The sequence below is a fragment of the Sphingomonas oligophenolica genome (assembly GCF_039522915.1).
Taxonomy (GTDB): Bacteria; Pseudomonadota; Alphaproteobacteria; order Sphingomonadales; family Sphingomonadaceae; genus Sphingomonas; species Sphingomonas oligophenolica.
In genome coordinates, this window is the sequence record NZ_BAAAEH010000005.1 from 1 (window position 1) to 13,429 (window position 13,429).

Consider the following 13,429-nt stretch of genomic DNA (forward strand, 5'->3'; position numbering starts at 1 on the left):
AGACATATTCGCCGGCCGCCATGGACATGGCCCCGGCGACGAGGCCGGCAACGCCCGCCACCAATATGTCGGCCGGCTTCGCTGCCGCGGCCGCGACACCGATGATCAAGCTAGCGGTCGAGACGATACCGTCATTGGCGCCGAGCACCGCGGCGCGCAGCCATCCGACCCGCGAGACGAGGTGGCGCTCTGGATGGAGGTGAAGTCTAGTCATCGTCATGCTCGCCCCGTGCAGCCTCGCCACCGCTCCGCTCGCCCGCCTCGGCATGCGCGCCGGGAGTAAAGGCTAGAGGGTCGAGCGCCAGCGCTCCATAAGTAGAAGCACCGATGGCGACCATAGCGAGCGGGACGGCAAGCGTTGCGGGCGGCTGGGCGTCCGGCACGCCCGGATGCAGTGCCGCGCGCTTGCGGCCGATAATGAACGCGCGGATCAGGTTGTCGTGCGTGATGAGCGACATGGCGACGACCGCGACGACGTGGAGCGCGACCAGGCCGAGCAGGATGTTCGCCAGCGTCTCGTGGAGTCGTTCCCCGCCGTCCCCCTGCATCATCGCGCCGGTATAGACGATGCCGCCGATCGTGCCGAGCAACGCGACGATCGCCAGGCCGCCGAGCGCATTGTGCCCGATCGACCGCTCGGGTTTGCCGGCGAGCAGACCGTGAAGATGATGCGCGATCTGTCCGGGCTTAAGGAAATTGACGAAGCGGGCGTGCTCGCCGCCGACAAAGCCCCAGACGAGGCGGAACAGAATGAGGATGGCGGCGACCCAACCGGCAGGGACGTGCCAGGGCGCGAGCAGGCTCTCCTCTTCCGAGGACAGGAATGCCGCCAGGATCGTGGCCGCGAGCAGCCAGTGGAACAGCCGCACCGGCAGATCCCATACGCGAACGGTTGCGGAAGACGGCGGACTGGCAGTCGACAGGTCAGGCATGGTCACCTCCATTGCGCGGTGACCCTGGGCCGGACTTCTGACGAAGGCCTGACCGATCAGACCCGGCCTGGCGTCGCGGGCGCCGCAAAGAAGACGCGGAACAGCGCTCCGCCGCCGGGCGCGTTCTTGACGGTGATCTCGCCGCCATGCGCCTGCGCGAGCCGTTGGACGATACCAAGACCCAGCCCGGCACCATCGGTCTTGCGGCGGTCCTTGCGCCAGAATCGTTCGAAGATGTGCGGCAGGTCCTCGTCAGCGATGCCGTGACCATAATCGCGCACGCTGAGCTGGGGGCCGGGACCCGCGGTCACGTCGATCGGGGTGTCGCCGGGTGCATGGGCGAGCGCGTTGTCGATCAGGTTGCGGTAGATGCGAGTGATCGCCTCGGCATGGCCCAGCACCCTGGTCTCGCCGATCGCCTCGAATCGAAGGTCGCGATTTGAAGCGAACGCCTTTGGCGCCATCGCCGCGACGACATCGCGTCCGATTTCGGCGAGATCGACCAGCACGCGCGGTTCGACCGCAAGCGCATCGGCCTGGGCCAGATCGAGCATCTGGCCGACCAGCCGGGTCATATGCTGGGTATCAGCCTGCAGTTCGTCGCGCACCTCGCTCGGCGGCAGCCGGTCGAGCGACAATTGCATGATCGACAGCGGCGTACGCAGCTCATGGGCAGCATTGGCGGTGAAGCCGCGCAGGATCGCCATCGATTCATCAAGGCGGGCCAGCGCGCGGTTGACCGCACGTACCAGCGTATTCACCTCGCGCGGCGCGGGCGCTTCCGACAGGCGCGACAGGCCGTGCTCGGGGTCGAGCGCATCGACCTCCGCCTCCGCGCGCTTGAGCGGAGTGAGTACCCGCCGGACCGCGACGATATTGAACAGCAGGAGCAGGGCCGATAGCGGGATCAGCGGCAGCGCGACATGCTGGACGATCTCGTTGACGATGACTGGGACATAGGGCCGGATGCCGTCGCCTTCGAACTGCATGAACAACCAGCGCTGACGGCCATCCTGCACGACCGAGCGTACGCCCGAAATCCGATAGCCGCCGGGCACGCGCTCGCGCCGGGTCCAGTCCATCAACGTGCCGGGGCCGGCGGCCGACCTGGTCTGCGGCAAGACCGCGGTTTCCTCCAACCGGTCGACATAGCGAGCCGACCAATGGTCCGCCCCCGGAGGTCCCGCGAGAAGATCGGGGGCCAGGGCGGTCGCCGATTGCGCCTTGCGCGCTTCCAGATTGAGCAACTCCTGTGCCAGCGATTCCGGCTGGCGGCTGTAGGTGAACACGACGATCGCCACGTCGAGCAGGGCGAACAACAGCGTGAATCCGATGAGCCTGGTCGCGATCTGACGAAACAGGGTCGGACCCGTCACGTTCCTGCTGCGATTGGCGGCATTATCCATCGGCGGCGACGGGAGCGAACAGGGCATAGCCCACGCCGTGGACCGTGCGGATCTGCACATCGGCAACGGCTGCGGTCAGACGCTTGCGCAGCCGCGACACGCAGGCCTCCAGAGCGTTCGGAGTGACTTCGGCATCCATCGAATAGAGGGCGCCCTCGAGCGCCGGCTTGGCGACGACGCGCCCGGCACGCCGCAGCAGGCATTCAAGCAGGTCGACCTCGCGCGGCGTCGCGTCAATCGGCGTTCCGCCGACCATCACCAGGCGCTCGGCCGAATCGAGGATGACATTGCCGACAGCCAGATGGGTGCCGAGCGAGGCGCCGGGCCGCCGCAGCAAGGCGCGGCAGCGTGCGGCCAGTTCGGGAATCTGGAAAGGCTTGACCAGATAGTCGTCGGCGCCGGCATCGAGGCCTTTCACCCGGTCGTCGAGTCCGCCGCGCGCGGTCAGGATCAGGATCGGCATCATCTCCTGCCGCCGTCGGAGCCCGCGGACGAGGTCGAGCCCCTCGCCATCGGGCAGGCCGAGATCCAGCAGCATCAGATCATAATCGTTGGTCTTGAGCGCATGTTCTGCCCCGTCCACGGTTTCGCACCAGTCGACCGCGAAACCCTGGCGATCGAGGCCCTCGCGGATCAGGCTCGCCAGCCGGGCATTATCTTCAACGAGCAACAGGCGCATGATCGATATCAGTCCCCTTGGCGGCTCGCTTGTAGCCGGTAATCATCGCGAGCGGCAGGTTCTCGCGATGGCGCACGCTCTCGGCGATCGCGCCGGTCACGTGCAGCGCGACGGCCCCGATCAGGATGTTTGCGGTCGCCTCATGCACCGCCTCGACCCAGGCGACGCCCCAGAAGGCATCAAGTCCCATCATCCATCCGGTCGTGCCGATGATCGCGAGCAGCGCCATCAGCAGCACGATCATTGCCGCCCCGGCCGGATTGTGCCCGACATAGCGCGGCTCGCGCCGCGCCAGCATCGCGCGAAAATAGGCGATCAGCCCGCGCGGGCTTGGCACGAAGCTGGCGAACCGGGCATGCCCGCGCGCCAAGAAGCCCCAGGTGAGCCGGGCCAGCAATGCCGCGACCACGGCATAGCCAACATAGATATGCGTCTCCTCCTCGTGGCGGAGAAAAGTCATGTTGGCGATGACGCCGGCCGCAACCGTCCAGTGGAACAGACGGACTAACGGATCCCAAACCCTGATCCGGGACGCGCCCGGATCGGGAGGAACGACGGGGATGGCGGCCCTGTCCATGATCAATCGATATTGTTCTGGACGACGGCGCCGGTCACCGGGTTGAAATAGACCTCGGCGCGCTTGCCGTCCTTGGTATGCGCATAGATCTCGTAGCAGCTGCCCGAAACCTGGAAGACCTTGATGTCGCGATAACCCATCGTCGCGATCTTCGCCTTCATCTGCGCCGGGGTCAGCCATTTGGCCTGGGGCAGCCTGGTACAGACGGGCCCGGCGGCGGCCAGCGACGCGATCGACAGCGCGGCGGTGGCAAAGAGGATCTTGAACGGGGCGGAATGCTTCATGGCAGGTATCCTTGATCAACAGGTCGGGCATGCTTGCCCGGCTCGATCGATTTGCGGCGCGGGCCTGACGGAAAGCTGACAGCCAGCGACATTTTTCGGTCGATTCAAAAATCCGGCTTTCTTTGGCCCGCGTCAGGATTGTGTCAGGAGCCCGGCCGACAAACCGGTCGTCGCCCCTCCCACGGCGCACCGGAGATTTCATCATGAACCGAATCCTGCTCTCGACTGCGGCTGGTGTTGCCGCTTTTCTGTCAACCAGCGCGATTGCTGCGCAGCCCGACGCGAAGCCCCTCGCGCCGCAGACCCGCGCCAATCTCGAAGCCGCGATGCACGGCGAGGCCTATGCCAACCTCAAATATCTGCGGTACGCCGACCAAGCCGAGGCTGCGGGCCGGCCCGAACTCGCCAGGCTGTTCCGCGACTCAGCGAATATCGAGGCAAACGAGCATTTCGATCGCGAAGCCCAGGCGCTGAATCTCGGCGGCACGAACGGCGCCAACCTCGAGGACGCCATGGCCGGCGAGCATTACGAGAACGTCACCATGTATATCGAATTCGCCCGGCAGGCCGAGGCAGATGGCGACACCAAGGTCGCGGCAATGTTCCGCCAGATCGCCATCGACGAGGGCACGCATTTTGACGCCTACAAGGCTGCGCTGGCCAAACTGTCCCCCCAGTGAGCCAGCGCTCGGTGCCGGCCGGCTTCCCCCGGCTGGCCGGCATCGAATAAATTTACTCTGCTAAATGACCTCGGAGAGTTGCGGCGATCCTGGAGCCGCATCAGCGGCGTGGTGATGCGGCCGGCGGGCGCGTGCAAAGCCGATTGGCGCGTCATCTGTCGGTGATAGGCACCGGTGGCGTCCATCAGCAGCAGACTGTGTCCGGTGGGTGCCGTGTCCAGCACGACGAAGGCGCTGCGCGCTTCGGCGACAATGTGCGAAAAGGCGTGGAAGACGGCGACTTCCTCCGTGCAGGGCGAGGCCAGGTCCTCGCGCAGCAGGGCTTGCCCTTGAGCATCGAGCGAGCTGCCGCGCTGCTCCATGACCTTGGCGATGTAGCGCTCGGTTTCCGCCTTCGGATCGATGCGGTCTACAAGGAGGCCCGGGACATTCCCGGCCAGCGTCATCTCCAGGTGAGCGGCGGGATCGGTGGTGCTGAGATGGACGCCATGGCCGCGCTCGACCAGCCCGAGCGCGATCGCGGTGGCGATGGTGGTCTTGCCCACCCCGCCTTTCCCCATGACCATGATCAGCCCCTTGCCGTCCGCCGCGAGCAGGTCGACCAGTCGATCGAGGCCGGGCAGGTCGCCGACCCATGGCGCAGCGATAGCGGATCCGGCATGGGGCGCCGCGAAGGGGCCAGGTCGCAGCAGCGCACGCAGCGCATCCAGCCCCATCATCTCGAAGGGCCGCAGCGGGATGTCGTCGCGCGGAAGCGCTCGAAGCACGGCCGGCATCTCGGCCAGCGCTTGCTGCCCCTGGGTCTCCAGTGACTCGGCTGTCGCATCTGACGGGTCGCTGGCATGGAACAGGCCGTTCACGACCAGGTGCTGATTGCCGAGCCCCAGCACGCGCAATTCGTCCGAGGTCCGGCCCGCTTCGGCGATCGCCCCGCGTTCCGGCCGGGTCACGAGGATGACGGTGGTGGTCGACGGATCGCGTAGCGCCCGCATTGCCGTTTTGAACCGCTCTTCCTGCGTCTTGAGCCCTGAATGCGGCCCCAGGCATGAGGCACCCTGGTCATTGTCCGCCAGGAAGCCGCTCCAGGCTTTGGGCAGGCTGAGCAGCCGCAGCGTATGCCCCATCGGCGCCGTATCGAAGACGATGTGATCATAGGCGCCGTCTTCATCGGCGAGCCGTCCGACGAATTCATCGAACGCAGCGATCTCGGTGGTACACGCCCCGGAAAGCTGTTCGCGAACAGTGTCGAGTTCCTGCGCGCTTGCCTCGGCGCCCATCTGCTCCAGTACCCGCGCGCGATAGGCTTCGGCTGCCGCCGTCGGATCGATATTCAGGACGTCCAGACGGGCAGCCTGTGGCACCGCGACCGGGTGATTCGTCAGCGGCACATCCAGTATCTCGTCGAGATTGGAGGCCGGATCGGTGCTGACCAGCAGGACCGACTTGCCGCGGTCGGCAAGCGATAGGGCCGCCGCGCACGCGACTGACGTCTTGCCCACCCCTCCCTTGCCCGTGAAGAACACCGACTGCTGAGCGGACATGGGTGCCGCGCGCACCGAGCGCCGCGCTGATCAGGTCGGAGCAGCCGTTCGCGACCGCCGGGATTTGCCAGAAGGCGGGTCCGGCCTGCACGAAGACGCCGAGCCCCATCACCTCGACCTGTTCGAGATCGCCCTCGGCGGCGGCACGCATCTGCGACAGGAGGTTGATGGCGCAGAGTCGTGCTGCCTCGGCGCCCCGCTCGGGCGTCACATCCTCGCCCACGAGACCCTTGATGCCGCCATCGGCCGCGTTCGACAGCTGCCCGGAGATGTGGACGATCATCCCGTCGCGCTTGAACGAGACATAGGTCGCCACCGGCGGGGCGGCGGGATTCAAGGGAATTCGTACGATGTAGTTCGGTCGCCGGCCTCTGCGCCGCCCTGGCGGATCCGGTGGTGGCGCCGCCACCACCGGCTTAGGCAACGCGCCTGCCTCAGAGCTTCAGGCTGAGCCGCGCATAATAATAGCCGCCATAGGCGCCGAACGGCGAGTTGGAGCCATAGATCGAGCCGCCGATCGTGCTCGGGACGGTGTTCTTGTCCGGATAGACGTCGAAGATGTTATAGGCACCCACCGACAGCTGCGCGCGTTCCAGGATCTGGTAGGACACCTCCAGATCCGTGATCCACTTCGCACCATAGCTCTGATCCAGGCTCGGCGTGTTGTTGAGCAGCTTGAACCCGCCGTACCGCGTTTCCTTCGCGTTCACGCCGAACTTGCCCAGGTTCCAGTCCAGCCCGAGGATGAGCTTGGTGTTGGGGGTCCCGACCGTGAAATAGCCCTGGGTCTGGCGGTCGAACAATGTCAGGCCGAGCCCGCTGAGCTGAGTCGGTGTCGGAGCGATCCGGCGAATGTCGGTCTGGTTATAGTTGAACCCGACGGTTCCCCGGAAGCGGCCGAGGTCATCGATGCTGTGGACGTAGGACCCGACCACATCGACGCCGCGTGTGCGGGTGTCGAGGGCATTTGTGAAGAACCGCACGAACTGGTCGCCCGAAAAGCCGTTCGCCTTCAGGATGGCGCGAACGCCGGCACTGGAGAGCAGGCCGGTCATGGTGATGCGGTTGTCGAGGTCGATCTGATAGGCGTCGACAGTGACCGACAGCGCGGATACCGGTGTGAAGGCAAAGCCCAGGCTATAGTTGCGCGATCTTTCCGGCCTGAGCGGCTGGGCGCCGAGCGCAAGCGCGACGGGAGATCCGGTCTGGACGACCTTTGACTGGATCAGCTGGTAGACGCCGCCGACGAGATTGAACTGGGTCGAGGTCTGCGCGAAGCCCTGTTGCGCGAGCGACGGCGCGCGGAAGCCGTTGCTGAAGGCACCGCGCAGCGAGAGCCAGTTGGCGACCTTGTAGCGCGCCGCGACCTTGCCGCTCCAGACATGACCCGAGCTGTCGTCATAATCCTCATAGCGGCCGGCTGCCGTGAGCAGGAGGCGGTCGGTCACGTCGAGCGCGAGGTCGACATAGGCGGCCACATTGTTGCGCTTGATGCGAGCCTGATCCTCGGGATTGACCACGATCGCGCCCTGCGCGCCGACCGCGCCGGGCTGTCCGGCGAGCGGCGTGCCGGCGGGATAGACATAGCCGCCATTGATATAAGCGGCTGTGTCCAGCGTCCTGGTGACATAGGATTCGTAGCGATATTCGAGCCCGGCGGAGACCTGGAGCGGCCGACTGCCGAACACCTCATAGTGCCGGGTGAAGTCGAGATTGTTGGTCCACTGGTCGAAGGCCGAACTGAACGTATTGAACTTGGTCGGGCTTGCCGCGCCCAGCGATGCGTTGAGCGAATTGTCGGCACCGTTGCGCGCATAGTTGCGACCATAGGTCGAGCTGAGATCGACATCCCAGCCGGCGAGCTTGCCGCGGAGCCCGCCTGTTGCCTGGAAATCGAACTCGTGGAGCGTGTAATAGGGGGTGAAACCGTCCGGATAGACGGCGATGATGTCGCTGGTGGAATTGGGTCGGCGCCCCGCCTGGCCGACGCGCGCCTCGCGATAGCCTGCGGTCACGGTCGTGTAGAATTCGACATTGCCGATCGGCAGCTTGCTGCTCTCGGATCCGTAGATCGACCGCAGCTGCGGCAGGCCGCCCTGATAGGTCCGACGATTCACCGTCAGTTCGCGCGGATCGGCCGCACCGTTCACGGGGAAATAGAAGGCGCCGGTCGCGTCGCTGTTGCGAATGGTGGCCTGCTGACGCTTGGCCTCTACCGAGATGGCGAGCGAGCCCTCCTCGCCAAGCTTGAAGCCGTGCGAGATGGCCGCCTGGATGGTCTCGCCGTCGCTGCCACTGCCGTCCTGGCCGTAGCGCTGGCCCGCCTCGATGCTGGCATTGCCGCCGGAAGTGTTGGACTTCAAGATGACGTTGATGACGCCGGCAATTGCGTCCGAGCCATATTGGGCCGCGGCACCGTCACGCAGCACTTCGATATGGTCGATCGCGCTCGCCGGGATCAGGTCGAGATCGACGGGATTGGCGCCGGCCGAGACATTACCCGAATTGAGGTTGATCAGCGAGCTGTTGTGCCGACGCTTCCCGTTCACCAGCACCAGGACATGCACGCCCGAAAGCCCGCGCAAACCGGCAGGCCGCGCCACGCTGTCGAAGGACGAGCTGCCGACCTGCTGCGCCTGGAACGACGGCACCAGCTGGGAGAGCACATCGCGGAGGGGCATGCTGCCGGCGAGACGGCCGAGCTGGTCGCCACCGATCACGTCGATCGGGGTCGGGCTCGAGGTGATGGTGCGCGGCTTGCCGCGTGAGCCGGTGACGACAATGTCGTTCTGACCGGCCGAATCGGCCTGGCCCGCCGCGGCATCCGGGGTCGCACCCGGAGCTTCCTGCGCCAGCGCGGGTGTGCCGATCGCGAGCGCGCCAAGCGCGCTCGCCAGGAGATATCGCTGCTTCAACATCTTTTCGTCCCTTTGTATGACCGCCCGGCGAGCGCAGTGGCTGCCGAGCCGATTTCAACCTGACCAAAGGCCGTCTTTTGGCGACCGCTCCTCGACCCTGTTTCTCCCACGTATAATGTCATTCAATGCGACCCTGCCGCCGCGAGCACGGGTCCCCGCGAGGTCGCGCCCGAGCCAAGCCTGTCGAGCGCCTGGCGCAGGTCGCGGATCAGATCGTCGGGATCCTCCAGGCCGATATGCAGGCGCAGCATCGGGCCAGCCTTGACGACGGGAAAGCGCCGCGCAGCGAGCTGCGGGTCGCAAGGGATGACCAGGCTCTCGAAGCCGCCCCAGGAATAGCCCAGCCCGAACAACTGCAACGAATCCAGCATCTCGTTCACGGCGGCATCGGAAGCCCCGTCGAGGATGATGCTGATGACGCCGCACAGCCCGGTGAAGTCCCGCGACCACAAGGCATGGTTCGGATCCGACGGCAGTGCCGGGCAGAGCACTGCGCCGACCTCCGCCTGCGCTGTCAGCCAATGCGCGATCCTGAGCGTGGCGGCACCATGCTGGGCTAGGCGCATGTGCAGAGTCCGCAGGCCGCGAAGCGCCATATAGGCGTCGTCCGGCGACACCGCCCAGCCGACCTCGTGGCTGCTTTCGGCCAGCATTGCCGCCGCCTCGCCGCGCGCCGCCGCCATGCCCATGAACACGTCGGAATGACCGCAGACATATTTGGTCAGCGACTGTATGCTGACATCGACCCCGTGATCGAGCGGCTTGAACAGAACGCCGGCCGCATAGGTATTGTCGATCGCGGTCAGCACCCCGCGCGTCCGCGCCATTGCGGCTATCGCCGGCACGTCCTGAATGTCGAGGGTCAGCGAGCCCGGACTCTCCAGATAGATCAGCCGCGTGGCCGGCGTTATCAGCGCGGCCACCGCGTCGGCGTCGGAAGCGGGATGGAAGTAGCGGGCGGTGACCCCGAAGCGCCGCATCGTGCCTTCAAGGAATCGACGGGTCGGATTGTAGACGCTGTCCGCCACCAGCACTTCGTCGCCCGACCGGGTCAGGGCCTGGATCGTTCCGGTGATCGCCGCCAGCCCGGATGGATATAGCTGAACCTGATCAGCGCGTTCGAGATCCTCCAGCGCCGCGCGCAATGTCGCCTGGGTGGCCAGGCCGCCGCGGCCGTAGGTGACGAGCGATTTGTCGTAGATGTGCCGGCTGTGCTTGAGCAGGATCGTCGAACCGCGCTGGACAGGCGGCCCCGGCGTACGCACCAGGCCGCCGTCGCAGGCGCCGCCATGCACCATCCGGGTCGTCTCGTTCAGATCGGGAGAAAGGGTCATGGTCGTCCGCCATCGAAAGTGGGAGGATAGACGTCGGAGCGCGAGCGACGCCGCGGTTGGCCGAGATGGCATTCCCGCAGGCGCATCGCATTCCGGCGCCGGTTTCCCGCCGCCTTCGCCGATGCTGCCCCGCCTCTTGTCATGGACGGGATATTATGTCGGCAAGCGGGTGAGGGTCTCACCCATTCGAAGTCGTGTTTCGGGGAATGGCGGGATGAACATCCCGCTATCGGCCCAAAAAGGGGATGAACTGTCGACATTGCTATTTCCGCTGCGGCATGGGCAGCGGGAGAGCGGTCGTGTGCTTCATCTCCTCCATTGCGAAAGCTGAGCTGACATCGGTGAGTTTCACCGCGGCGATGAGCCTTTTGTACACGGCGTCATAGGCGGCGATGCTGCCGACCTTCAGCTTCATCAGATAATCGACATCGCCCGCCATCCGGTAGAGTTCGACCACCTCGGGCATGGCCGTCGCCGACTCCGCAAAGGCCTTGAGCCATTCTTCCGAGTGCTCGCTCGTCCGGATGCTGACGAACACAGTGAGGTTGAGACCCAGCGCGCCGGGATCGAGCAAGGCGACCCGACCCGTAATCACCTTGGCGTCCTCAAGGCGCCGGAGACGCCGCCAGCAACTATTGTGCGACAGGTTGACGGCTTCGGACAGCGCCGCGATCGACAAGGTGCCGTCCTTCTGCAGCGCCGAGAGGATGCGGATATCGGCTTCGTCGAGATTGACTTGAGTCGTCATAACGCGCCTCCTCAACGGTTCTGGCCGAGCGGCGGTGGCGCGAGGATGTTCTCCAGGGCCTGGCCTTTGCCGAGAGCAACGACAATCGCGGTCTCCCGCGCCTCATGAGCAGCAGCCCGGGCGATCTCGGCCTCTGCCTCGCCGGCCGGCAGGCAGAGTATGCCGTCGGCGTCGCAGAGCAGGATATCGCCGGGCGCGATCACCGCCCCGCCAACCGAGATCGGCGCGTTGAGACGACCTCCCAGCCCCAGACGCCGCGTGGTCCGGGCACTGGTTCCGCGGCACCAGATTGGCAGGTCGATGTCCCGAAGCTCGGCGGTGTCGGTCACCGGGCCGTCGACCAGGATGGCGGCCGCGCCGCGTGCCTTCGCCGCGCGGGCGACGATGCCGCCGACACAGGCATGAACATCGTCTCCAAGGCGATCGATCGCGAGAATGTCCCCCGGCCGAAGCAGCCCCAGGGCATGGTGGAGCAACGCCCCGTCAGGACCCGGCAGCGCAAGTGTCACAGCGGTGCCGGCGACCGCAGGCCCGCGCACGAGCGGATGCAGATCGCTGCGGCAAAAGCCCCAGAGCCGCCAATGGCCGATCGTCGAGGTCGGCACCTGTGCGATCCTCACCAGCAGGCCGGTGTCGACCGGGGCCGGCATCGGCCGGATGTCCAGCGCGTTGGTCATGCCGGCGGCACCGGCGCCGCGTTCCAGTCGGCAGGATCACAGGTGCGGAAATAGCCGAGGAAATCGGCGACGTGACGAGTCAGCCAGTCGGTCATCGCCGCGCCGATCGGCGCCGACGCGCGCGAAGGATTGCCGCTACCGATACCGTTGGGCGCCACATCGGTAACGTCCAGCGGCAGGTCCACCGGCGCGCCCTTGTAACTGACGCTGGCGAACTGACCCGAGGTCGCAAGCCCAAAGGCCATCAGTCGCTCCGATTGGGCCATGAGATCGTGCCGGATCAGGTCTGGCGTCAGGTGCAGGGTGACAGAGGTGAGCGGGTCGGCACCGTGGCCGCGTGCGCCCTGCGCATCGGGACCGTGCAGGTCGTCCCACAGTGCGTCGGGCATGAGACGCCAGAGGTTGAGGTTCGGCACCATGATGCCGCGCTCGCGCCTGATCTTGTGCGCAACCTGAGCGATCAGGCTGGCATTGGTTGTATGGCCGTTGACGATCACCACCCGGTTCAGGCCGTGATCGAGAAAGGCGCCGATCATGTCCTCCAGCACCCGCGTGAAGGTGTCGGCGCGAAGCTGGATCCCACCCGGCACGCCGCGAAAGAATTCGGCGTAACCGAACGGCAGTACCGGTGCGCAAATCGCGCCCGCGCGCTCGGCCGCGGCGAGGGCGATGCGCTCGGCGACGACGAAGTCTCCCATCGGCGCGTGCGGCCCCTGTTCCTCCTGGCTGCCCAGCGGCAGGACGATGACGGGCTGTCCGGCGCGGCGTTCCTCGAATTCGACCCAGGTCAGGTCCTGCAGGGCGTGTTGGCGCTTGGTCATGCCGCGATCCGCCGGCCTAGGGCCTTGTTCCTGCCGACCGGAATCTGGTTGCGAACCCGGTCGAGGAGATCGATATCGGTGTATGCGGAAGCATGGCCGATGCCGTCGGACACGCGCGCGACGACGGCGCCCCAGGGATCGACGATCATCGACTGCCCGAATGACTGGCGCGCGCCGGCTGGCGTCGCATAGCTGCCCCATTGGGCGGCGGCGGCGAACCATGTCTGGGTCTCGATCGCGCGGGCGCGGATCAGCGGTTCCCAATGATCCTTGCCGGTCAGCAGCGTGAAGGCGGCTGGCAGCGCTATGAGTTGCGCGCCGCGCGCGACCAGCGCCTGGAAGAGTTCGGGAAAGCGCAGATCATAGCAGATCGCGCAGCCCACCGTGACGCCCTCGCAATCATACAGCACGATGTCGTCACCCGGCACGATCGTCTGCGATTCGAAATAGCGCGCACCGTCAGTGGTGGTGACGTCGAACAGGTGGATCTTGCGGTAGCGCGCCGCTTCACGGCCGTCGCGATCGAACACGACGCTGCTATTGTACGCCTTGCCCGGTTCGGCCGCCTTCTCATAGAAGGAACCGCCGTGCAGCCAGACCTGGTGCCGCCGAGCAAGCCCGCTCAGCAGCGTCCAGGTCTCTCCCCCCATAGCGGGTTCGGCCACGCCCGGGGCGCCGGACGATCCGCCCAGCCATTCGCAATGCTCGGGCAGCAGGATCCAGTCCGGCCGTTCGCGCGCCACGACGTCGTCGACGAGCGTCGCAATCGACTGCAGGTTCGCCGCCTTGTCGCCCTGCGAGTTCATCTGGATGACGGAGGCCTTCAGCATCG

The 13,429-nt window shown here is 66.1% G+C and carries 14 protein-coding genes; 1 reads left to right on the forward strand and 13 read right to left on the reverse strand.

Annotated elements, in window-relative coordinates; translation table 11 throughout:
• The 6 genes from ABD050_RS02560 to ABD050_RS02585 form a co-directional block, all read right to left on the reverse strand.
• A partial coding sequence (locus ABD050_RS02560) for a VIT1/CCC1 transporter family protein (RefSeq protein WP_343887571.1) occupies window positions 1–214 on the reverse strand: 214 nt, incomplete at its 3' end.
• On the reverse strand, window positions 207–932 hold the full coding sequence (locus tag ABD050_RS02565) for a cytochrome b/b6 domain-containing protein (RefSeq protein WP_343887572.1): 726 nt from the start codon (window positions 930–932) through the stop codon (window positions 207–209). The genes ABD050_RS02565 and ABD050_RS02560, both read right to left, overlap by 8 nt.
• Before the next feature lie 56 nt (window positions 933–988).
• Complete coding sequence (locus ABD050_RS02570) at window positions 989–2,365, reverse strand: sensor histidine kinase (protein ID WP_343887573.1); 1,377 nt, start codon at window positions 2,363–2,365, stop codon at window positions 989–991.
• Window positions 2,331–3,017, reverse strand: a complete 687-nt coding sequence (locus ABD050_RS02575) for a response regulator (RefSeq protein ID WP_343887574.1) — start codon at window positions 3,015–3,017, stop codon at window positions 2,331–2,333. Before ABD050_RS02575 ends, ABD050_RS02570 begins: the two co-directional genes overlap by 35 nt.
• The gene (locus ABD050_RS02580) at window positions 2,998–3,594 is read right to left on the reverse strand and encodes a cytochrome b/b6 domain-containing protein (protein WP_343887575.1); all 597 of its coding nucleotides are present in this window, start codon (window positions 3,592–3,594) and stop codon (window positions 2,998–3,000) included. The genes ABD050_RS02575 and ABD050_RS02580 overlap by 20 nt, the downstream gene beginning before the upstream one ends.
• A 2-nt stretch (window positions 3,595–3,596) precedes the next feature.
• A complete protein-coding gene (locus ABD050_RS02585) occupies window positions 3,597–3,878 on the reverse strand; it encodes a PepSY domain-containing protein (protein WP_343887576.1) in 282 nt (93 codons plus the stop codon).
• A gap of 203 nt (window positions 3,879–4,081) precedes the next feature.
• Between ABD050_RS02585 and ABD050_RS02590 the strand changes: the two genes are divergently transcribed.
• Window positions 4,082–4,558 carry a rubrerythrin family protein gene (locus ABD050_RS02590; RefSeq protein WP_343887577.1) on the forward strand — a complete coding sequence of 159 codons (477 nt, stop codon included), beginning with the start codon at window positions 4,082–4,084 and terminating at the stop codon, window positions 4,556–4,558.
• On the opposite strand, the gene ABD050_RS02595 is transcribed toward ABD050_RS02590, so the two are convergent.
• From ABD050_RS02595 to ABD050_RS02630, 7 genes are all read right to left on the reverse strand, one after another.
• Window positions 4,522–6,114, reverse strand: coding sequence for a TRC40/GET3/ArsA family transport-energizing ATPase (locus tag ABD050_RS02595; protein WP_343887578.1), 1,593 nt, complete (start codon window positions 6,112–6,114; stop codon window positions 4,522–4,524). The two genes, ABD050_RS02590 and ABD050_RS02595, sit on opposite strands and share 37 nt — an antisense overlap.
• A 419-nt stretch (window positions 6,115–6,533) precedes the next feature.
• Window positions 6,534–9,017, reverse strand: a complete 2,484-nt coding sequence (locus ABD050_RS02605) for a TonB-dependent receptor plug domain-containing protein (protein WP_343887579.1) — start codon at window positions 9,015–9,017, stop codon at window positions 6,534–6,536.
• Between the two features lie 122 nt (window positions 9,018–9,139).
• The gene (gene metC / locus ABD050_RS02610) at window positions 9,140–10,351 is read right to left on the reverse strand and encodes a cystathionine beta-lyase (RefSeq protein WP_343887580.1); all 1,212 of its coding nucleotides are present in this window, start codon (window positions 10,349–10,351) and stop codon (window positions 9,140–9,142) included.
• A gap of 262 nt (window positions 10,352–10,613) precedes the next feature.
• On the reverse strand, window positions 10,614–11,099 hold the full coding sequence (locus ABD050_RS02615; protein WP_343887581.1) for an Lrp/AsnC family transcriptional regulator: 486 nt from the start codon (window positions 11,097–11,099) through the stop codon (window positions 10,614–10,616).
• Window positions 11,100–11,110: 11 nt separating this feature from the next.
• Complete coding sequence (locus ABD050_RS02620) at window positions 11,111–11,776, reverse strand: RraA family protein (protein ID WP_343887582.1); 666 nt, start codon at window positions 11,774–11,776, stop codon at window positions 11,111–11,113.
• Window positions 11,773–12,597, reverse strand: a complete 825-nt coding sequence (locus tag ABD050_RS02625; protein WP_343887583.1) for a creatininase family protein — start codon at window positions 12,595–12,597, stop codon at window positions 11,773–11,775. The genes ABD050_RS02620 and ABD050_RS02625 overlap by 4 nt, the downstream gene beginning before the upstream one ends.
• Window positions 12,594–13,427 carry a carbon-nitrogen hydrolase family protein gene (locus ABD050_RS02630; RefSeq protein ID WP_343887584.1) on the reverse strand — a complete coding sequence of 278 codons (834 nt, stop codon included), beginning with the start codon at window positions 13,425–13,427 and terminating at the stop codon, window positions 12,594–12,596. The genes ABD050_RS02625 and ABD050_RS02630 overlap by 4 nt, the downstream gene beginning before the upstream one ends.
• Between the last annotated feature and the right edge of the window lie 2 nt (window positions 13,428–13,429).